Source organism: Hymenobacter sp. IS2118, assembly GCF_000715495.1.
In the GTDB taxonomy this organism is placed as follows: Bacteria; Bacteroidota; Bacteroidia; order Cytophagales; family Hymenobacteraceae; genus Hymenobacter.
Genome location: NZ_JNLX01000169.1, coordinates 14,628 through 34,562 on the forward strand (window position 1 = coordinate 14,628; position 19,935 = coordinate 34,562).

Genomic DNA, 19,935 nt, shown 5'->3' on the forward strand with positions numbered 1-19,935 from the left:
TTCCCTGGCATGGCCTCCTCCCTTTTTGCCCCGTTCCAAAGCCTGTGCAATCCCGTCTTCGCCCGGCTCTATGCGGCTCAAACCACTTCGCTGCTGGGCGACGCCCTGACCTGGGTGGGCCTGGCCCTGCTGGCCTTCGAGCTGGGCGGCAACGACTCAGCCCAGATTCTGGCCTTCGCCCTGACCCTGCGCGTGACGGCCTTCGTGCTGCTCTCGCCCCTGGCCGGGGTGCTGGCCGACCGGCTCAACCGCAAAACCATCCTCGTGGTGGCCGACGTGGTACGCATGGGCGTGATTGCCCTGCTGCCTTTCGTGACGGAAGTGTGGCAGGTGTACACGCTCATGTTCGTGGTCAATGCCTTCACGGCGTTTTTTACCCCCACCTTTCAGGCCGTGATTCCGGCCGTGACCACCGACGAGGAATTCCCGCAGGCCATCAGCCTCTCGGGGGCGACCTACGAGCTGCTGGGCGTGCTGGGGCCGGGGCTGGCGGGGGCGGTGGCCGCGTTCATGGGGGCCCGCAATATCTTCTTTCTCGACGCAGCCACCTTCCTGATTTCGGCGGCGCTGGTGCTCACGCTGCCCGGCCGCCTGCAAAGCCCCGAGGCCGAAGCCGCCCAGGCCAAACCCGGCGCGGAAGTGCCCCGCGTAACCCTGAAAACCCTGCTCGAAGGCACCCGCCGCCTCTGGACCGATGGGCTGATGCGCTACGCCCTGCTGCTGGAACTGGTGGCGGCCGTGAGCGGAGCCCTGATTCTGGTGAACACCGTGGGCTACGTGAAAGGTCAGCTAGGGCTCGACACCACGCACTACGGCTGGGCGATGTCGGCTTTCGGGGTGGGGGCCACGGTGGCCGCCCTGCTCACCGGCGTGCTCGACAAGCGCCTGGCCCGGCCCACCTTCGTGCTCATCGGCGCGCTGCTCACCAGCCTGGCCGTGCTGCCCGCCAACCGGGCCGGGCTCTACCCGCTGCTGGCCCTGTGGCTGGTGGCCGGCGCCGGCCAGAACTGGGTAAACCTGACCACCCAAACCATCATCGCCGAGCAGACGCCCGAGGAATTTCAGGGCCGCGTGTACGGGGCGCACTTCGCCTGGAGCCACCTGTGGTGGGCCTTTGCCTATCCGCTGGCCGGCTTCCTGGGGACGCGCTTTGCCACGGGCTCCTTCCTGTATGGCGGCTTAGTGGCCCTGGCACTGCTGGCCGGCACCTGGCTGCTGCGCCGCCGCTCGCCCGCCGTGCCGGCCGCTGCCGCTGCCCCCGAAATACCCGCCACTACCTGAGCCACCGGCTTCCCCCGTCCCGTCTCCTCCTGAAATCAACTTCCTATGCCCGACCCGTCATCCGATAACCTCCACGAGGAGCTGAACACCGCCAAGCAGGTGCAGCCCGAAAACGTGGGTGCCCTCACCCGCGCCCAGCTCACCCCCGACGCCGCCGCCGCGCCCCAGGGCCACGACGTTCCCGGCCACGACCACGCCCCGGCCGCCGACCCCACCCCCGACCAGCACGCCGGCCATAACCACCCCACCGGCAAGCGCGTGGTGGACAAAGGCGGTGCCGCTGAAGACGAGCACGCCGGCCACGACCACGAGCCGGCCGGCGCCAATCCCTATCTGGTGCCCGGCATCAGCCTGGTGCTGCTGCTGGGGGGTATTGCCCTGGATTACTACAAAGTGGGCTTCTTCACCGGCTACGTGCGCCTGGGGTGGTACGGCATTGCCTTTCTGCTGGTAGGCTGGAAGGTGATGAAAGCGGCGGTGCTCAGCATTCCCTCGGGCAACGTGTTCAACGAGTTTCTGCTGATGAGCATCGCCACGCTCGGGGCCTTTGCCATCGGCGAATACCCCGAGGGCGTGGCCGTGATGCTGTTTTACACCGTGGGCGAGCTGTTTCAGGACGCGGCCGTAAACCGGGCCAAGCGCAGTATTAAAGCGTTGCTGGAGATTCAGGCCACCGAAGTCACCGTCATCCGAAACGGGCAGCCGCTGGTGCTCGACCCCAAGCAGGTGGTGGTAGGCGATACGATTGAGGTGAAGCCCGGCGAGAAAGTGGCCCTGGATGGCACGTTGGTCAAAGGGCCGGCTTCCTTCAACACCGCCGCCCTCACCGGCGAGTCGGTGCCCCAGACCAAGCAGCCCGGCGAGGTCGTGCTGGCCGGCATGGTGAACCTGGAAAGCCTGATTCAGGTGGCTGTGACGGCCGGCTACCAGGATACCAAGCTGGCCCGCATCCTGGCCATGGTGCAGGACGCGGTGGGCCGCAAGGCCAAAACCCAGCAGTTCATCACCAAGTTTGCCAAGGTGTACACGCCCATTGTGGTGGCGCTGGCTGTGCTGCTGGTGCTGGTGCCCTTTTTTGTGGTCGATGACTACGTGTTCCGAACCTGGCTCTACCGGGCGCTGGTGTTTCTGGTTATTTCCTGCCCCTGCGCGCTGGTTATCAGCATTCCGCTGGGCTACTTCGGCGGCATCGGCGCGGCCTCCAAGGCCGGCATCCTCTTCAAGGGCTCCAACTTCCTGGACTCCATGCGCGAGCTGGACACGGTGGTGATGGACAAAACCGGCACGCTCACCCAGGGGGTGTTTGCTGTGCAGCAGGTGCAGCCCGCCGCGGGCTTGGAGGCTGCGCAGCTGCTGCGGCTGGTCGGGGCGCTGGAAACCAAATCCACGCACCCCATCGCCAAGGCTGTGGTGCTGCATGTGGGCGCTGCCGCCACCGGCGTTTCGGTCGAAAACGTGGAGGAAATCTCCGGTCACGGCATGCGGGGCCGCGTGGATGGCCGCGACGTGCTGGCCGGCAACACCAAGCTGCTGACCAAGTTCAGCGTGGCCTACCCGGCCGAAGTAGACCAGGTGGTGGATAGCATCGTGGTGGCCGCCGTCGATGGGAAGTACGCCGGCTACCTCACCGTGGCCGATGCCCCGAAAGAGGACGCCGCCCGCACCGTGCAAGAGCTGCGCGCCGACGGCATCACCAAAATCGTGATGCTCTCCGGCGACAAGGACAGCATCACCCAGCGCGTGGCCCGGGAGCTGGGCATCGACGAGGCCCACGGCGGGCTGCTGCCCGAAGACAAGGCCCGCTACGTGCAGCAGTACAAGGACGCGGGCCACAAGCTGGCCTTCGTGGGCGATGGGGTAAATGATGCGCCCGTGGTGGCCCTGGCCGACGTGGGCATTGCCATGGGCGGCCTCGGCTCGGATGCCACCATTGAAACGGCCGATGTAGTGATTCAGACCGACCACCCCAGCAAGATTGCCACCGCCCGGCGCATTGCCCGCTCCACCCACTCGGTGGTCTGGCAAAATATCTGGCTGGCGTTCATCGTCAAGGGCATCGTGCTGGCCCTCGGGGCCGGCGGCTTGGCCACCATGTGGGAAGCGGTGTTTGCTGACGTGGGCGTGGCCCTGCTGGCTATCCTCAACGCCGTGCGTATCCAGCGCATGGACTTCACCAGCAAGCCCTAGCAGCTTTCGCTACTTTGCTTTCTGCAAATCCATTTAACGGCCCCCTCGCAATGAACACCCCCGACCGCCAGCAGCACTGGCAAACCATCTATTCCACCAAAGCCCCCGACCAGGTGAGCTGGACCCAGCCCGTGCCCACTACCTCGCTCGATTTTCTGCACTCCTTCGGCCTAAACCAGGATGCTCGCATCATCGACATCGGGGGCGGCGATAGTCATTTCGTGGATTACCTCGTCGCCGAAGGCTACCGCCACGTCACTGTGCTCGACCTGTCGGCCGCCGCCTTGGAGCGGGCCAAAGCCAGGTTGGGCGAGCAGGCGAAATACGTGCAGTGGGTGGTAGGCGACGTACTACAGTTTCATCCGGCAGCGGGCGCTTACGATGTCTGGCACGACCGGGCCACCTTTCATTTCTTCACCACCGCCGCCGAAATTGCCGCTTACCTGGCCGTGGCCGAGCGGGCGGTACCCGCCACAGGCTACCTCACGGTGGGCACCTTTTCCACCAACGGCCCCACCTCTTGCAGCGGCCTGCCCGTGAAGCAATACGACGAGCCCACCTTGGCCGAGCAGCTCCGGCGCGGCTTCGCCAAGATTCGCTGCCTCACTGAGGACCACCTTACGCCCTTCAATACCCTGCAAAACTTCCTGTTTTGCTCCTTTCATCGCCTCGCCAGCTAATGGTACCAACCGCTTCTGTTACCGAAACCCTGCCCCGGCCGCTTACCCGGCGCGTCACCTGGCTATTCGCAGCGGTGCTGGCTTTGGGACTCACCCTCAGCAGCTGCAACGCCCGGCACGATACCGACGACCACGAACAGGAAGCCCACGGCACCACCAAGCCCAAACTCGCCCCCGTCGCGCCCCCGCCCAGCCTGCGCGACACCCTGCAGCTGCTGGCACAGCAGCTCGATACCGTGCACCGCATCGGCTGCTGGGACGAAGATTTTGCGCGCCTGATGAGTGTCCACCACGCCGGGGCCCAGCGTCTGGCGGCCTTGGAAGTGGCGCAAGGCAAAGATTCCACCCTGCGCACTCTGGCCCAACACGTCCTCAAAAGCCACGAGCGCGACAACCACATCCTCACGCTGGCCCTGACCCGCGAGCCGCCGGGCGGCCAGGAGTACCGCCCCGGCAACGCCAAGGACCCGTTTGTCCGGCGCATCGCCGCGGCGCTGGCCCCGCTGCGCCAGCTGCCGCCTACGCCGGGCCCCCTTGATGCCGACTTCGCCACCCTCATGCAAGTGCATCACCAAAGCGGCGTGGCACTGGCCCAGACGGAGCTGGCCTTCGGCAAAAACACCGAGCTGAGGGACGCCGCCCGCCGCATTGTCCGCGACGAGCAGGCCGAAATCAAGCAGTACCAGCGCTGGCTGAAAGCCCACCCCGCCGCTCCGTCCAACTAATTGCTTTACTTGTCGGTGTCCTCCTTAAGAACGCCCTGTCTATTTAATGAGAGTGGCGGATGTAATGCGCCCAAAGGTTCTATCTTCATTGCTCCCAAAGCAACAGCGCTGTTACTCGAAGGTATTGCAGACAGTTTCAACCCTTTAAAACCACTTGTTATCATGTCTATCAAACCCGGCCCCAAACCGAAAAAAGAAGACGGCACCCCTGACAAAAGAAGACGGGTTACCGAGGAAAACCAACCGAAACACCCCGGCTTAAAGCCACACAAGCATAAAAAGGGCGAGTAGCAAGACCACACTGGTCATCTACTATAAAGTGGTATCGCCGGCAGGTCGTTGACAGTCCATCTGCATGGGCTATGTAGACAATAAATAGCAAGAAGGCTATTGCCTACCCCTCTCTAAATACCTGACTATAATAAATATCCGTCTTGCATTGCCGGGCAAACTACATTCAGGTAGAGTCTTTTTGAATTTCTGACAACGTGCCCTCATCCCCCCTTTCCATCCGTCCCTTTGTCGGAGCCCGGGACTTCGCTATTTCGCGCAGCTTCTACCGCGCCTTCGGCTTCACCGAAGTGGTTCTGTCGCCAGCCATGTCCTATTTTGCGCTTCAGGGCGTCGGCTTCTACTTGCAGGACGCCTACGTGCCAGACTGGGTGGATAACACCATGCTGTTTCTGGAAGTGGCGGATGTGGAGCAGTATTGGGCGGAACTAGCGGCACTGGACTTGCCCAGTAAGCACGAGGGCGTCCGAATCATGCCCATTCGCCAGGAAGCATGGGGCAAGGAGGGTTTCGTCCACGACCCCTCCGGCATCCTGTGGCACATCGGCGAGTTTAGCAAAGGATAACAGGTTTCCTATTGCTGTGTAGCCAAGATGGTGCATCCAATCGGGGGCGCCTGGTACCTGCGCCATTGCTAAAAAGGACGTGTCGGTTTTCTCGCAGCGGGTGGGGAAGCCCCGCGCCTCCTGAAATCGACCAAAGAAGTAGTTTACCTTGCTGCGGTATGGTCGTTGAGCTAGTGCCCCATAATCCCCGCTGGGACCATGATTTCACCCAGGAGGCCGTAGCCATCCGCCACGCCTTGGGCGATAATATGGAGGCCATCCACCACGTGGGCAGCACGGCTGTTCCGGGAATGTTGGCCAAACCAGTGATTGACGTTCTATGCGTGGTCACCTCCCTGGCGGCGGTGGACGCGGCGGTGCCCCGGATACAGGCGCTTGGCTACACGGCGAAGGGCGAATACGGCCTGGCGGGACGACACTATTTTCAAAAGAAAGACGCCCACGGCGTACGGAGCCATCATGTCCACGTCTATGGCACAGGGGCCGACCCCATTGAGCGACACCTCGCGTTTCGGGATTTTCTACGAGCTCACCCGGCCGCCGCCGCCCGGTACTCCGCCGTGAAAAAAATGGCGCTGACCAGTCTCCCGCTGACGCGCCAAGCCTACCAGGATTGGAAAGCGCCCTTCATCCTCGCTACCCTGGCGGAGGCGATGCGTTGGTACCGCCTTCAGCAAGACCAGTAACACGCTGTTTCCGCACGCTTTTGGGAGAGACGCTGTGCCTGACATCCAGCCTGCACTAGCACAGCGGCGACGGCGGAGGTTTGCTAAAATTCGCTACCTGACAGAAGCCTACTTATTGCCCTTCTTTGTTTAACAACACCTGCCAATCAGCGGAATCTGCACCCACCTGAGCAAATAGCATTTTACCAATTCAAGTGGCTAGTCACATGCTTTTCTCCTGCGACTGCTCCAGGCCGGTACTAAAGCCGCTGGAGCGGTCGGACCCGGCCGCTTTCTGGCGGGCGGCCTCCGCGTTCGGAAACTCGTACACTTCCCCGCCTTTGCTCTCAACCCTTTTTAAGAAATCACTGATGAGAGTGCATTGGCCGTTGAGCCGCGGGCTGTAGCAAAGGTTGATACCCGTCAGTCCATCCTTACCGGGCTTCTCGTCCGCGGTGGCCGTATTCGCGCCCAACTGCCGCACGATGCCGTGTACCGCATCGGTCGGCACTCGGACCCGGGCCGTGAGGTACTCGTCCGGTCTGATTCGGTAGCCAAAGGTCTGCAAAGCCCGGTACTCAGCCTCACGGTGGTGCTTGAGTTCCCACGCGCGGTCGTCGGCCAGTTGGCGGTCCCGTCTAGCCTTGTGGGCAGCCGCCGCGGCTAGCCTAGTTGCCTCAACGGCCTGGGCAATCTGTTCAACGAGCGGGCGCGCGTCGGGGCCGCCCGGCCGCAGGGTGGCATCGAAGCGCGCATCAGTCCGGCTCTCCACCAGGTACTGCGTGCCGTCGGCCGCACGTTTCTGTGGATATCCCCTGGTGCGCATGTTCTCGTGATACTGGGCTTCATTTTCTAAAGGAACGGCGAGGGATTGCGCTTGTGCTACCAGTGCACGCTCCCGCGCGGCTTCCCAAAGCTCCTTGCCGCGCACAACTACTTTGGTCGGCAGCGTTCCTTGAAAAGCGTGCAACGCCAGCTCATCTATCTGCCCCGCGTGGCGCTTGACCAAATCCGCTTCGGCCGCTTTTACCTGCGTGAGTTCCCGAGTCAAATCGCGAACTGTGCTTTGCTCGTTGCTCAACTTAAGCTCCAGGATGAGGACTTCCGTGGACAAGCCGACCTTGTGCTTTTTCTCCTTTTCCACCCATTCGCGCGAACGCCCCGACGCCTCATTGCCCCCCGCGGCGGCCACGGCTACCTGGCCGGCTAGCGCTAGCTTGGCATTGGCTTCGTCCCGCATTCGGTCTAACTCGGCGTTGATTTGATTCTCCAAATCCATGCGCCAGTCCTTGGTCACGATGTTCATGAGTGGCGACTTCACGGTGAACCGCTCGTTGCTAACGGGGGCGAGCGAGGGCGCAATGTCAGCCGCCGTCTTCTCCAACAGCCCGTACATTTCGCCCATTGTTTTGTGGTGCGCCCGGCTCCCGGCAATGCCCCGTTTGAACCCATGGGGTTCCATCGCCTCCGAGAAATCGGTTTGCAGTTGGGCCAATCGACGCGGGGTGAACAGGTCCCGCGCCGAGCGCCGGGCCGGCTCGTCAGCGGGCAGCTGCTCGCTTAATTCTTTGGGGTTGGTTTCCCCGCTGCGGCCGCCGCCAGCTCCCACCAGCGGCACCACGAACGCCTGAAAATGCGGGGTCTTCTCGTCCTGGTGCAGCACCAGGCTAATCAGGTTTTTTCCCCACTCCTTTCGGGCAAATGCTACCACATCATTGGCCCATTGGCTGTCCCGCATGTCGGCCGCCCGCCCCGGGTGCGGCGCCGTCTTGGGCGCTCGCTGCCATACCTCAGCCTCGGGTCCACCCGTCAACAACACCTCCACGCAGAGCGTGGCGTTGGCCCGGGGCGTACCGACGCCGGCCTCCTTTGTGCGGGCATCAAGCAGGTCGAGTATGGGCTGACCCGTGAGGTTCACGTACTCGTGATTGAGCCCCAGCCGTGCTTCGTCCGCATTAGGCGTATCCTTGGTGCGCTCATTGTGCTGCACGCGCTGCACCAGGCCAGAGCGAGTCTTGATTTTCTCGACGCGGATAATCGTGTACTCTTTCATACAGCCAGGGACTACAAGTGAACTAAAGAAGACAGCACCAATAAAAACTATTCTAACGAAAAAAATTTGGGTACCTAAGTGTAGTGTGTTACACCTAATGATTCCAAAGGCCCTTTATTTATCTGGGATTAATCATGCTGGTCTTTGTTGACGCTAATCTACGTCCCCTTTGCTGAATTGCAAAATCCTCTCGCAATGGGCGCTGTTTAACTGGCTTCATCAACCCCGATGCTAAAGTCATTTGCACCCCGCCAGAACGCTCGACTAGGAACTGCCGCCATCCCATTACCTTCCAATAGCCACTGGTCAAATAGCGCACGCCCTGCCAGCTTAACCAGCCAGACCAGCTACCCGAATCACCCGTCTAATCCCCAATCCCAAGCCGTGCCCCACTTTAGCTTTGCATCACTCCGGTTTAATCTTCCCCACTGCCTTGGTTGCCATTGCACCTTCGCCCGGCCAGCTCTACTGGTACCCGGACTGCCGCCAACCCAGCACCTGAGACTATTGTAATCACGCCACCTGCCTTGACTACCAAGCCACTCAACTTTGGAGTCCATTGCGCTAAACTGACCAGTGACTGCTGCCTTCCCAGGGCTCCGTTTTCCAACTGCCTACCCAGGCTGCTTCCGCTATTGAGCAGCCTTTGTCATGCTTTGCCCAGCGCCCTTTTTTCAACTTCCTGACGCTGCCCTTTATTCGATTTTCAGCCCGTTGCCCCTCTTTGATTTTGGAGTAATTCCGTTTTTTTTGACGCTGGCCATTCTCCCCGTTGCCCCCTTCCTGGCCAGAGTCTTTTTTCTCCGGCACCGTCGTTTTTCGTCCAGCTGCTCATCGGCCCTCCCGCCACTTTTGTAGCCAGACTGGCTTACTACCACCGGCCCAATTTTCAACCGTCTCGCTGTTGCGCCTCTTTGGATTTTTGACGCTGGCCCCTTACTAACCCGTCCACCAATTTTCAGCCGACTCCTCTTTTTCGGCAACCGGCACTTTCCCCTGTATCCTCCTCGACCGTCATCCTGACTCTTCAATCCACCCACCGTTTCGGCCACCTTCGCAAACCACCTGAGCCCGTTCGTTCCACCGGCTATTGCCCCGTGGTCGTTTTGCTTACTCTGCGTTGCTACCCTGTTCCCTCGGACGGACCGGTGCAAAATTTACCCCCTCCCCTTTTTCATCCCGGCCGACTTTTTACCAACTGCCCCTTCTCGCCGTTCCCACCAAAACGACTGTCGCCGACGTTTGACCTGCCCTAGTCCCCTCCCCCCCAACCGAAATCATTCCTGCCCCCTTCTGCGCTTACCCCACCCCCCCCGACTTTCTCCGCGGCTCCCTTTACGGGCCCTCGCTTCATTCCTGGGCAGACGCTCTTTTTGCTCCCGCGATGATTTCACCGCCTACCCATTCTTTACCACTTGACCATTTTTTTAAGCACCCTCCTTTCTACCAGCTTAATGTTTTTTCCCGGGCGCTCATTTTCTTGTTGGCTCCTTTTTCCACCTTCCTGCTTGTTCTACCCGCCTGCTATTTTTACCGTTCGCTCGTTTTTCGCCTACACCAATTTTTCAGCCGCCACCGCTTTTCTCATCGGCTCGGTTTCCAGCCAACCTTCATTTTGGCTCCATCCCTTTTGGGCCGCCTCCTATCCGCTGTCATTTGCTCTGCTCTTTCCTACTGACTGTTTTTCCCGGCCTCTCAACGTGGACTGCACTCCTACCGGTTCGCTTTTTTAGCTCACTCATTACGGCAATTTTTAGCCTCGCATTTCCCACAGTGGCTCTTGATACCAACGTCTCATCTGACGACTCTGCCTCTGACGGCCCCATCTGATTTTAGTCATCGACTATCAGCTAGTCGGCACGCCATCCGTTTGAACTGGTCACTCCTCTTTCCTTTGTAGTCTGCTCAGACAACTCAACCACTCGCTTTGCCAATCATGAATCCGAACCTCCGATAGCTCAAATTCTGCTTGTTGAACCCGGCAGCAGTTTTATAACTTTACCATGTAATAGCCCGAATAAATTTCCTTTGCATTGGCCGGGCGTCACACTTTCCAAGGGGTGCTGCTCGCCAGCTTCTGCTCCCGGAGCATAGCTTTTACAGCAGAGTAGTTCCTTTGAATAAGTATCTTTGCTTTGTTACCGTCCGGCCCCCGCTTCTTTGCTTATGAGCGCTTCTCCCGCTGTTGCGTTCCCTACGGCCCAGGCAAAAAAGCAAGCCCTGCAAGACCACATCCTGGCGGTCATCCAAGGCCACCAGCTGGCCGGGGTCGCCGTGGCCATGGGCGTGGGCAAAACCCTCATCGGCCTGCGGGACATGGCGCGTCTCCTCCCCCACTGCGCGCCGACCGGGTCTGGTGTCATGCCTTTTCTGGTCGCTGCCCCCACCCAGGCCATCCTGGACTCCTGGCCACAGGAAGCCCACAAGTTTGGGCTGGCGTACCTGCTTGACTCGATTACCTTCACCACCTATCGCTCGCTGAGCAAGGTGCTGGGCCAAGGCCGCTATCACAAGCTCTACCTCGACGAGTGTCACGCCCTAAAAGACTCGCACGAGCCGGGCCTGAAAGCCCACGTGGCACGCAAGCAAAGCATCCTGGGCCTGACCGGCACGCCCCCCGCGCAGCCGGGCTCGGAGAAGGGCCGGCTGGTGGCCACTTATTGCCCCATGCGGGTGGACTACACCACCGATGAAGCCGTGCTGGCCGGCCTGCTCAACGACTACCGCCTGGTCGTGCACCGCCTGCCGCTGAATTCGGTGCGGGATTACGTGGTCACGCTCAAGTCCGGCAGCCAGTTCACCACTAGCGAGCGCGAGCACTACCGGTACTGGAGCACCCGGCTGGCCAACGCCGACCAGGATGCGCTCCCCGTCGAGACGCTGCGGCTACTGCGCATGCAGGCCCTGATGAATTATCCCGGCAAGGGCCGCTACATGGCCCAGTTGGCCCGCCAGTTCACGGAGAAGGTACTGCTCTTTACCTGCAACCAGCAACAGGCCGAGCAGCAAGCCGAACACACCTACCACTCCAAAAACAAAGAAAGCCAGGCCAACCTGGACCTGTTTAACGCGGGCACCATCCAGCGTCTGGCCTGTGTAGCCCAACTCTCGGAGGGCATCAACATCGCCAACCTGCGGGTGGGCATCATCTGGCACGCCTTCGGCAACGAGCGCAAGGCCGCCCAGCGCATCGGCCGGCTGCTGCGCCTGAATCCCGACCAAACCGCCACCGTGCACCTGCTCATGTACCAGGACACGGTGGATGAGCACTGGGTGGAGCAGGCCCTGGCCGCCTTTGACCCTACCAAAATCAGCTACGTGGATGCCGACTGCTTCCTTCCTTCGCTTGAGCCATGAAAACCCCTCAGATGAAAATGGCTTGGCTCAGCGCCGCTTGGAACTTTCATCCGCGGGTGCCGGTAGAACGCCACTCGAAATAACGTACTTCCACCCCTACGTTAGCCAAGCCATTCTTCATCCGTTCAGCTCCCGGACACGCACAATAGGGGCCGTATACAGGGCCTGCACCGTCAAGGCTCTGACCTTTTCCCCACTGCCTTCTTCGTTCCTAAACTGCACCTGCTGCCAGCGTCAAGCTACCATCACTGCGGGCGGCGCTGGTCATGCGAGTAGGGTCCTCCACTAGTGCTAGCAATACCTTTTTAAACGGTAGCTCGTCGGGTGTCTACAGAATCAAGCATCCCTACAGCACCAAGTCTGGGTCGTCATCACCACCCGTTAAAGCCCCTGCTACCAGCCTGGTAATGCTTTTGAGTTTGGTCGCCTCTTTCGCCTCGGGATGCTCCAGCACGGCCAGTATTGACCGTAGCTGCTTGCGCAGCTGGTACGCCTTCTTTTGATGGGATTTGGGCGCGGCCAGTGCGGCCGCCAACGCCTGCTCCAGCCGCTGCGTCTTCTGGCGCTCCTGCTGCAGCTGGCTGCTGACAGATTCCAGCTCGTCCTGAATCCGGTTGCGCTCCCGGCGCATGATGTCCGTTTGGCTCACCTGGGGGGTAGCGTGGTAGAAGGCAGTGGCCAGGTCCAGCACTTGCTGGCCTATTGCCACCGGAATGCCGGCGTCGTGTAGAGCGGCTTTCGCCTGCTGGATATGGCCGGGCGCAATGCTTGACGAGTCGCTCATAGGCTTGAAAGTACTGGTGGTAATGAAATAAATAGAAAATAACTTCCGGCAGGGATGCACAACGGACCGTTTTTCTATTGGCAGTTTTGGTGATAGAATGATGGATAGCGGCTTTGGAAAGGCACCAACCACAAACTCAACTCGATGATGTGTTGTTATACGTACAGCAATACACACAGACGGCAAACGGAAATTACATCAAACTGGTTTGCCAGCAAGACAACCTGCTGTATTGTCGTTTTACCGTCTGTACACTTTGCTGGCAATATGTATTGCCATCTGGGCAGGCATTATTACATTTGCCACGTATTAACCCCGCAGTTCATGCAGATTCTAACTTTTGCTAACAACAAAGGCGGCCAGGGCAAAACCACTTCCGCACTAGGGGTTGCGCACCGCCTGGCGGCCCTTGGCCATTCGGTTCTCTTCATCGACGCCGACCCCCAGGCCAACGCCACGCTCACGCTGGGAACCGACCCGGCCCGCGGCCATTTGGGAGACGCCTTACTCGACGCCCCGGATGGACGGCCCAGTGCTCATACCCTCGCCACGCTGAGCCAGCGCCCGCAGCCCAACCGCTCCTTGGCGGTGGTAGCGGCCAACCGGCTAATGGGCCAGCAGGAGAAGATATTCGGCACGCAGGCGGACTACATCTTTTTCTTCAAGCGCCAGCTCGCCGGCCTGGCCAGCCAGTATGAGTACGTCGTGCTCGACACTCCCCCGAGCCTGGGACCGCTGACGCTGGCGGCGCTGGCGGCCAGTCACGCGGTCTTTGTGCCCATGGTTCCGGATTTATTCGGCAGCGCGGGCATGGCGGCGCTGCTGGAAATGGTGGAGCGCATTCGGCAAAACTTCAACGAGCAGCTGCGAATAGGGGGCATCTTCTTCACCAAGTACGCGCCAACTTATCGCCGGGCCCTGCACAAGCAGTACGCCGGCGACCTGCAGGAAGACCAGGGCTTAGCGGGGCTGGTGCTAACCCAGACGATTCGGGAAAGCATCGCCTTGGCCGAAGCCCAGAGCATGCAGCAGCCCGTTTACGACTACGCCCCGTCTTCCTCCGGGGCCGCCGACTATGCGGCCCTGACCGACGAAATTTTAAGCCGCCTTTCCTGATGCAAAAGCCCAAACTGACCGGCAGCCGCCCCCCAGTGCCCACCCCAGCCGCGGCGCCTTCCATCGACGCGCACCTTTTTGGTACGCCGGCACCTGCCCCAGCGCGCGCGCTTGACGCCGCCGACCCCACGCTGAAAGAGGCGGGCGAAGCCGCCACGCGCGTCATTTTTACCAACCAACTAAAACCGGATGTGTACGTGATGCTGCGGCAGTACGAGCACCATGCCGAGGCCGAACTACAGGAGATTCTCGACGCGGCACTACGGGCTTACCTCACCGACAGGCCCCAGGCCCACCAGCCATTGCCACCGAAAGCAGCCGCTAAACTCCGGGACAAGCTGAGAAAAAAATAGGGCAAAGTAGATTGTTGTATTGTCAACAACATGTATTGTTGACAATACAGCTTGAGATATTGTCATGCCTTAAATCAGCGGTGGGCCACATTCCTGCGGCAATGCGCCGCAACCACCTGTACTCATCGGAAAAGCCAACCGTCGCGCGCGACGCCGTTTTTCACACCGGTAGGACATAAGCCTTCCCATTGGGGGCTGACTGCCGCACTCTCAGACTTCATGGCACGTACTGCACAAAGTGATGAAACCCGGGCGCTGCAAGCGGCGCTTCTGGTATTCTGGCGGCTGGGTTACGAAGCCACGCCAGTTATTGACCTGGCGGTGAAAATGGGGCTTAATCGAACCCGGTTGTACGAGCTTTTCGGCAGCAAGCACCAGCTGTTCATTTTGACCTTGCGTTATTATCAGCAGGAGCTGCACCGGCAGTTGTTGGCGATAGGCACCGATGCCAACGAACCAGTGCTGGTGCGCGTGCGGCGGCTGCTGGAGTTGACGGTCGATATTCCTGCCATCCAGCCGCTGCCGAACGGGTGTTTTTTAGTCAAAGCAAGCACGGAGCTTTTGCCGCAGGATGCCGCAGTGCAGTCAGTGGTCGACGAGAGCCAACAGTTTCTGGAATCCCTGCTCGTTGCCTGGCTGAAAGAGGGACAACAAACAGGGGAGGTGAGCCGCACGGCTACTCCACGGGCGCAGGCTCACCTACTGGCTGTTTTGGTGGCTGGTCTGCGCCTGCAACGCCAAGTGCACAACAACCCCAGGATGCTGCGCAATAGCATTGCCTCGGCGCTGCTGGCGCTGGCCGGTAAGCTGTCAAAGCGTCAGAACAAAGCCAAGGCGATGCCTGTAAAAGGTATCAGGCCATGAGCTGCTGGCGCTGCTGCTCAAACTGCGTAATACGCGCCTGTACTTCCTTCAGCGCCGCGCCTCGGGTCTCGTCCGTGTATATAACGGCCGTTTGGGTGAATTTCAGGCTATTGTAAGCGTCTTCCAGCTCACTCTCAAGCTTTCGCAGCTGAGTGGCCACGGCAGCGGTATTTCTGGATTTCAGCTGGGGTTTCACCTCGGACGGCTTCTGGCGCTGTTGCGCTCTGTAATAGTCCGGCAGCATGTAGCACTCCGTCAAGGCCTTGAACACGGCCCCGCCTTCGCGCTTGACCTTGCCGGCCTGCACCTGGCGCTTCACCGTTTCCAGGACGTAGCGGATGTAGCCCACTTTGTAGTCACCGTTGCTCAGCCGGCTTTTAATCTGGGGCAGGCTACTCAGCGCCACGCCCGCCGCCAACACGGCCTGCTCCCATGCCATCAAGGCCACCTTCGCAGTGGTATCGACCGGTAAGTGCTGACAGAATCGGAACTCAATGTTGCTGACTTCGCGGCCGTTTTTAATTGGCTCGTATGCAAAGGCCGTGTCCGTGTCGGCTAGCTCTTTCTGGGCACGGTCCAGAATGCGGACGCGGAAGTTGTTGAAACGGTCATACTCTTCGCCCAGGCCCAGAATGGCCTTTAGCTCATCCACCGGGATGGTCCGCTTGCCAAAAGAGGCATACTCGCGCAAAAGCCAGTAGATACGACACGTGCTGGGGCTCTTTATCTTCAGTAATTCTACCAGCTGCGCCTTGGTAAAATTATCCCGCAGTTCCAGCAGGTAGGGGAGGAGCAGGTTATTGAACCGCGCCTCGACGAAGGCCGCGCCATCGCAGTACCGTGCGTAGTCCACCAGGGGGATGACGGTAAACGTCCGCTTTTGGCAACGGCGGCCATCGGGGCTTAGCTCTTCAATGCGCAGTGTGCATTTCCCGAAGTGGTCCAGCAACTTCTTCACGTGAGCGTAATTGTTGTTGCTGGCGCCCACCACAATGTCGTGGACCGCCACCTGACACGCTTCGAACTCCTGGTCGCCACGAGAAATGCGTGCTAGCATCGCCATGAACAGCCGGGTCTCGGTGGAACTCAGGCTGAATTGCGCGTTAACCAAGGCATTGTGCTGCACCACGAGGGGATGCGCAGGCAAAGGGGTGGTAGCAGACATAACAAAAAAGTGGGCACCTGAAACGACTCAAAGGTAGCCGTGGTCACCGTATATGCCTACACAAATTCAATTCTGTAGGCATGTGGCCCCAATTCTGTAGGCATGTTTTATCATTTTGCCCCCAATTCTGTAGGCATATGACCCCATTTTTGTAGGCATATGGCCCCAATTCTGTAGGCATGTGACCCCATTTTTGTAGGCATATGTTGCTATAAAAACCTTTATATCACTTACTTATGAAGGGGGTAAACTACTTAAACATTCTTAAATAAAGTAAACAACTAGTTTAAAGCAGTTTTTTTTAAATTGTCATTTTGCATGAAAATATGACGCGAAAAATGAAGTGTCAGGGCGCGGGCCACCCCATTTTTGTAGGCATATGAAGGCAAAACGTGCTCAAAGATGCTTTTCCAGCTAATCAGAGCACTTTTTAGGGGGAAAAACGGCCGAAAACAAGCCTGTTAAACCAGGATATTCGCCGCATTTAGGGGCAAAAACGCCCCCATTTTTGTGCCTAAACAGGCACACGTTCTATGTTAAGTATCTAATATTTAGCGTTTTAGTCGCTTAACGCGTCTGATATGCCTACAAAAATGGGGTGAAATGGAGGCAAAAACTACGTGCCGAGCCATGTAATGGCGGCCCTGAATGGCTTGTTTGGGCCTCCCTGCTGCGTTGTCCTGTTCCTTACTTTGGCCCCCGGCAATACGTGGCGCGAGGTGCTTATCCGGCTGGCGGGCTGCGCTGTCGGAACGAAATCAGTGGGGGAGCTATACTTCCGAGTCGGAACTGGTAATGGCCGGGTCGTCCACTAAGTCGCGGACCTCCAGGGCCAGGGCCCGGCTCAACGAGATGAGCAGGTCCAGGGTAGGGGCCAGCTGACAGAGCTCAATGCGCTTGATGGTGGACTGCTCCACGTTAGCGATGTCGGCCAGCTTCTGCTGCGAGTAGCCGCGGGACTTCCGAAGCAGTCGAAGCCGATTGGCAAATACTTGGAGGCCGGCCGGATTTTTCACGTGGCAAGGTGGCGGCACCATCGGGGGCAATTAAGGGCGCATACGCCCTTAATTGCCCCCGATGTCGTATAATTGTGGCCGTTGCAGTCTTTTCCACTGTCCCCCTGGTACCTGACCCCATCTGTCTGGTGTGGCAAATAAAACAGTAGCAAAGGGGCAAAACAGCGCGTATCATCCATGATAAATAATGAGTTGTCCCTGCCTGATGGCAGTCCCCGACGCATCGCTTTTGCGCACGCTTCTTCGCTGCTGGTGGCGCAGGCCCTAACCGATGCCAACGCGCTGCTGGTGCGCCATTTCCCCACCTTGGCTTGGGCCACCTGGGGCGCTGCATTGCGGGAGCTGCAACCCGATGTGCTGGTGCATGGGTCTGCGGTAACCTTTGATTGGCAAGACCTCGCGCGCCGGGTTCAGGGCCTGGCCTCGGAATCGGCACCGCCCGCACTTGCCCCGCCTGCCACCGGACCGACCGCGGCGGAATTGACCGCGGAACTCCAGACCTACCAACGACTGGCCGCCTTTGCGCTGGCCCAGCTGCCAGAATGCCCGCGGGCATGTGGCCTGCTCGCCCGTGAGCTGCTCACCAAACTGGCCCACGGCCGGGCGCTGGCAGAGCGTGTTAACGACGCCATGCCGGGGGCCAGTCAGCAACCGGCGACTACTTTATGTCCGTCGGTCGTTGAACCGCCCAATGCCGCCGAGGGCGCCAGCAGTTCGCTAGGGGAGGGGAGGGGAGGGAGGCACCCGGCTTGGTGCGCCCGTCGTCCGGAACAGTGCGAAAGAATACGCGTGGCCCCGCCCGCCGTCGAAAGCCGTCGAAGCGACGTACATTCCGCGACATCGTGGAGCATCACCCGCGGGGGAACGGCAAGTTTGGGTTCACGGTGCGCGAACTCTGCAGCACAATGCGCATCAGCGCCGCCTCGCTCACGGAAGCACGCAAAAACCCGGGCCACCTGTCGGTGAATAAGGTGGTGGCGCTGGCCGAGGCGATGGAAGAAAACCCGTTACAGGTCCTGGCAGACCTGATGACGGAAGCCGCTTCAAAGCAAAGAAGAAAAAGAAAAAAACGGGTGACGCAGCCCTAACGGCGGTGGGACTGCCGGCCGGTTGGCGCCAATGCGCTACCCAGTTGAGGTATTCCACTTCGCAATCAAAACGGACAGAAGCAGGACCGGAAGCCGCGCAGAACTCAGAAAAAGTGCGGGCGGTGGCCTTAGCGGAGCATGGACAGCGACTCCAGCTGGGCGGGAGTATACCTGGCGACCAGGTCAAGTAAATATTCCCTCAAATAATTGTTTGCCCCGCCACTCGCCAGCCCGCTGTCCTGGTTTCTGCTCATATCGGTAAACAGGGGAATGTAGTGGCTGTAGTACTTGCCCCGCCCCAGATTCTCGTAGACTACGTGCCTGCTTTTCGCGAAGCAGCCACACCGGCCTCGCAGGAGCGCAAGGCGTAAAACAAGCGTGCAAGCGGCCCGACGACCGCTCGAAGAACCAAGCAGCCGTTAGCAGGCCGACCTCCTGCAGATAATTGAATGCCCCGGTCGCCTTACGTTAGAAGTTGTTAAATAGGGAAACTGAGGTGGTCTAGTTAAGCAGGAGAGAATTGGGTGATGTTGTTAAGGTGCTGTTGATGAAACTGGTACGGCTTCTGATAGCCAATGCTGGAGTGGCGACGCTCATGGTTGTAGTAGTCAAAATAGTCGGCGACGCTGGCCTGGGCATCGGCTAGGTCGGCGAAGACAGGCCAGTCACGGGCTTCGAGCTCCTCGGTTTTGAGGCGCGACCACAGGCTTTCCGCCTGGGCGTTGTCGTAGCACTCGCCGCGTCGGCTGTGGGAGAGCTGGGCCTGGGCGTCGCGCAGCACAGCCTTGTAAGCGTTGCCCACGTATTGCCCGCCCCGGTCGGAATGGACGATGAGGCCGGGGGTGGGCCGCTGGGCCAGCAGCGCCCGCTGTAAGGCGCTGGTGACCAGCGCTTCGGGCATGTCGGCGCGCACCTGCCAGCCCACCACGTGCTTGGTGCACACGTCCTGAAAGGCACACAGGTAAGCCCAGGTCCCGTTGGCTAGCGGCAGGTAGGTGATGTCGCTCACCCACACCCGGTTGGCCTGGGTGGGACGCGGCTGGTCAAGCAGCAAATTGGGGGCACAGCGCTGCCCGTGGGTCGAATCGGTGGTGCACGGAACGAAGGACTTGGGCTGCAAGGCCTTGCGCCCGTGGCGGCGCAGCCCCATGCGCAGGGCCTGGCGGCCTACCCGATGGCCCTTTTCCCGCAACTCAACCCGGAGCCGACGCGTGCCGTAGCGGCGTTTGTGGTAGTCAAAAACCGCCATCATTTCCGTTTCCCAGGCCGGTTCGGCCCTGCCCACGGCCCCGGCCGCCTGCCGGTGCCGCCAGGCGTAGTAGCGGCTGGGTACCACGTCCAGCACCTGGCAAAGTTGCTGGATCGGGTAAAAAGGCCGCTGCTGGTCAATGAATTGCAGCGTACTCACTGGGTCGGGGGATGCGAGAAGATGGCGATGGCTTTTTTTAAAATATCGAGCTCCTGCGCCAGCCGTTTGTTGGCGACGCGCAGCGCCCGCACTTCGGTGGCCTCGGCCGGGTCGGCGGGCAAGGGCTGCTGGGCCGCTTTCTGCCAGGCATAAATCCGCTTGGCGTCGATATTCAGGGCGCGGGCGGCGGCCAGCGTGGAGCGGCTTTCGCTGGCCAGCCGCAGGGCTTCGGCGCGGAAGGCCGCATCATAACGCGGCCGTTTCGTAGGAGGAGCTTTTTCCATGGGTTCGGGAAGTTAGCACCCAATTCTCTCCTGTTTGACCCGACCACCTCAA

Annotated in this window: 19 protein-coding genes; 13 read left to right on the top strand and 6 right to left on the bottom strand. The window is 60.0% G+C overall.

Annotation, left to right across the window (positions count from 1 at the left end):
- Positions 1 to 9 precede the first annotated feature (9 nt).
- The 7 genes from GM79_RS17725 (at position 10) to GM79_RS17750 (ending at position 6,416) form a co-directional block, all read left to right on the top strand.
- Entirely contained in the window at positions 10 to 1,281 is a 1,272-nt protein-coding gene (locus GM79_RS17725) for an MFS transporter (protein ID WP_051719030.1), read from the top strand.
- A 45-nt stretch (positions 1,282 to 1,326) separates the two neighbouring features.
- Positions 1,327 to 3,468 (top strand): heavy metal translocating P-type ATPase, encoded by a 2,142-nt coding sequence (locus GM79_RS17730; RefSeq protein WP_035566616.1) that lies wholly within the window; start codon positions 1,327 to 1,329, stop codon positions 3,466 to 3,468.
- Positions 3,469 to 3,518: 50 nt separating this feature from the next.
- On the top strand, positions 3,519 to 4,148 hold the full coding sequence (locus GM79_RS17735; protein WP_035566618.1) for a class I SAM-dependent methyltransferase: 630 nt from the start codon (positions 3,519 to 3,521) through the stop codon (positions 4,146 to 4,148).
- Positions 4,148 to 4,873, top strand: a complete 726-nt coding sequence (locus tag GM79_RS17740; protein WP_035566620.1) for a DUF305 domain-containing protein — start codon at positions 4,148 to 4,150, stop codon at positions 4,871 to 4,873. The genes GM79_RS17735 and GM79_RS17740 overlap by 1 nt, the downstream gene beginning before the upstream one ends.
- Before the next feature lie 9 nt (positions 4,874 to 4,882).
- The gene (locus GM79_RS25830) at positions 4,883 to 5,164 is read left to right on the top strand and encodes a hypothetical protein (protein ID WP_152560066.1); all 282 of its coding nucleotides are present in this window, start codon (positions 4,883 to 4,885) and stop codon (positions 5,162 to 5,164) included.
- 197 nt (positions 5,165 to 5,361) lie between these two features.
- Entirely contained in the window at positions 5,362 to 5,730 is a 369-nt protein-coding gene (locus tag GM79_RS17745; protein WP_051719031.1) for a glyoxalase, read from the top strand.
- 158 nt (positions 5,731 to 5,888) lie between these two features.
- Positions 5,889 to 6,416 (top strand): GrpB family protein, encoded by a 528-nt coding sequence (locus GM79_RS17750; RefSeq protein ID WP_035566625.1) that lies wholly within the window; start codon positions 5,889 to 5,891, stop codon positions 6,414 to 6,416.
- Positions 6,417 to 6,618: 202 nt separating this feature from the next.
- On the opposite strand, the gene mobV is transcribed toward GM79_RS17750, so the two are convergent.
- Positions 6,619 to 8,448 carry a MobV family relaxase gene (gene mobV, locus GM79_RS17755; RefSeq protein ID WP_035566627.1) on the bottom strand — a complete coding sequence of 610 codons (1,830 nt, stop codon included), beginning with the start codon at positions 8,446 to 8,448 and terminating at the stop codon, positions 6,619 to 6,621.
- A gap of 1,508 nt (positions 8,449 to 9,956) precedes the next feature.
- Here mobV and GM79_RS17760 point away from each other — a divergent pair.
- Together GM79_RS17760 and GM79_RS17765 are read left to right on the top strand one after the other, a co-directional pair.
- Positions 9,957 to 10,181, top strand: a complete 225-nt coding sequence (locus GM79_RS17760) for a hypothetical protein (RefSeq protein ID WP_035566629.1) — start codon at positions 9,957 to 9,959, stop codon at positions 10,179 to 10,181.
- A 433-nt stretch (positions 10,182 to 10,614) separates the two neighbouring features.
- The gene (locus GM79_RS17765; protein ID WP_035566632.1) at positions 10,615 to 11,805 is read left to right on the top strand and encodes a DEAD/DEAH box helicase; all 1,191 of its coding nucleotides are present in this window, start codon (positions 10,615 to 10,617) and stop codon (positions 11,803 to 11,805) included.
- Between the two features lie 346 nt (positions 11,806 to 12,151).
- Here the strand turns inward: GM79_RS17765 and GM79_RS17770 are convergent, their stop codons facing one another.
- Positions 12,152 to 12,589, bottom strand: a complete 438-nt coding sequence (locus tag GM79_RS17770) for a hypothetical protein (protein ID WP_035566635.1) — start codon at positions 12,587 to 12,589, stop codon at positions 12,152 to 12,154.
- Positions 12,590 to 12,913: 324 nt separating this feature from the next.
- Here GM79_RS17770 and GM79_RS17775 point away from each other — a divergent pair, with 324 nt between their 5' ends.
- From GM79_RS17775 to GM79_RS17785, 3 genes are all read left to right on the top strand, one after another.
- Positions 12,914 to 13,705, top strand: coding sequence for a ParA family protein (locus GM79_RS17775; protein ID WP_035566637.1), 792 nt, complete (start codon positions 12,914 to 12,916; stop codon positions 13,703 to 13,705).
- Positions 13,705 to 14,058 carry a hypothetical protein gene (locus GM79_RS17780; protein WP_035566638.1) on the top strand — a complete coding sequence of 118 codons (354 nt, stop codon included), beginning with the start codon at positions 13,705 to 13,707 and terminating at the stop codon, positions 14,056 to 14,058. Before GM79_RS17775 ends, GM79_RS17780 begins: the two co-directional genes overlap by 1 nt.
- 219 nt (positions 14,059 to 14,277) lie before the next feature.
- Complete coding sequence (locus GM79_RS17785) at positions 14,278 to 14,922, top strand: TetR/AcrR family transcriptional regulator (RefSeq protein ID WP_035566640.1); 645 nt, start codon at positions 14,278 to 14,280, stop codon at positions 14,920 to 14,922.
- On the opposite strand, the gene GM79_RS17790 is transcribed toward GM79_RS17785, so the two are convergent.
- Both GM79_RS17790 and GM79_RS17795 read right to left on the bottom strand, forming a co-directional pair.
- Entirely contained in the window at positions 14,912 to 16,087 is a 1,176-nt protein-coding gene (locus GM79_RS17790; RefSeq protein ID WP_035566643.1) for a replication initiation protein, read from the bottom strand. The genes GM79_RS17785 and GM79_RS17790 overlap by 11 nt on opposite strands.
- 770 nt (positions 16,088 to 16,857) lie before the next feature.
- Positions 16,858 to 17,103, bottom strand: coding sequence for a helix-turn-helix domain-containing protein (locus tag GM79_RS17795; RefSeq protein WP_051719032.1), 246 nt, complete (start codon positions 17,101 to 17,103; stop codon positions 16,858 to 16,860).
- Between the two features lie 842 nt (positions 17,104 to 17,945).
- On the opposite strand from GM79_RS17795, the gene GM79_RS17805 reads away from it, so the two are divergent.
- Positions 17,946 to 18,191, top strand: a complete 246-nt coding sequence (locus tag GM79_RS17805; protein WP_152560067.1) for a hypothetical protein — start codon at positions 17,946 to 17,948, stop codon at positions 18,189 to 18,191.
- A 505-nt stretch (positions 18,192 to 18,696) separates the two neighbouring features.
- On the opposite strand, the gene GM79_RS17810 is transcribed toward GM79_RS17805, so the two are convergent.
- Both GM79_RS17810 and GM79_RS17815 read right to left on the bottom strand, forming a co-directional pair.
- Positions 18,697 to 19,599: an IS3 family transposase gene (locus tag GM79_RS17810; RefSeq protein ID WP_051718502.1), complete on the bottom strand. Its 903-nt coding sequence runs from the start codon at positions 19,597 to 19,599 to the stop codon at positions 18,697 to 18,699.
- Complete coding sequence (locus GM79_RS17815) at positions 19,596 to 19,883, bottom strand: transposase (protein ID WP_035559831.1); 288 nt, start codon at positions 19,881 to 19,883, stop codon at positions 19,596 to 19,598. Before GM79_RS17815 ends, GM79_RS17810 begins: the two co-directional genes overlap by 4 nt.
- Between the last annotated feature and the right edge of the window lie 52 nt (positions 19,884 to 19,935).

Bases quoted from the DNA above. Each gene is read 5' to 3' on its own strand.
- GM79_RS17725 (WP_051719030.1), top strand. From the start codon at position 10: ATGGCCTCCTCCCTTTTTGCCCCGTTCCAAAGCCTGTGCAATCCCGTC.
- GM79_RS17730 (WP_035566616.1), top strand. From the start codon at position 1,327: ATGCCCGACCCGTCATCCGATAACCTCCACGAGGAGCTGAACACCGCC.
- GM79_RS17735 (WP_035566618.1), top strand. From the start codon at position 3,519: ATGAACACCCCCGACCGCCAGCAGCACTGGCAAACCATCTATTCCACC.
- GM79_RS17740 (WP_035566620.1), top strand. From the start codon at position 4,148: ATGGTACCAACCGCTTCTGTTACCGAAACCCTGCCCCGGCCGCTTACC.
- GM79_RS17750 (WP_035566625.1), top strand. From the start codon at position 5,889: ATGGTCGTTGAGCTAGTGCCCCATAATCCCCGCTGGGACCATGATTTC.
- mobV (WP_035566627.1), bottom strand. From the start codon at position 8,448: ATGAAAGAGTACACGATTATCCGCGTCGAGAAAATCAAGACTCGCTCT.
- GM79_RS17765 (WP_035566632.1), top strand. From the start codon at position 10,615: ATGAGCGCTTCTCCCGCTGTTGCGTTCCCTACGGCCCAGGCAAAAAAG.
- GM79_RS17770 (WP_035566635.1), bottom strand. From the start codon at position 12,589: ATGAGCGACTCGTCAAGCATTGCGCCCGGCCATATCCAGCAGGCGAAA.
- GM79_RS17775 (WP_035566637.1), top strand. From the start codon at position 12,914: ATGCAGATTCTAACTTTTGCTAACAACAAAGGCGGCCAGGGCAAAACC.
- GM79_RS17780 (WP_035566638.1), top strand. From the start codon at position 13,705: ATGCAAAAGCCCAAACTGACCGGCAGCCGCCCCCCAGTGCCCACCCCA.
- GM79_RS17785 (WP_035566640.1), top strand. From the start codon at position 14,278: ATGGCACGTACTGCACAAAGTGATGAAACCCGGGCGCTGCAAGCGGCG.
- GM79_RS17790 (WP_035566643.1), bottom strand. From the start codon at position 16,087: ATGTCTGCTACCACCCCTTTGCCTGCGCATCCCCTCGTGGTGCAGCAC.
- GM79_RS17815 (WP_035559831.1), bottom strand. From the start codon at position 19,883: ATGGAAAAAGCTCCTCCTACGAAACGGCCGCGTTATGATGCGGCCTTC.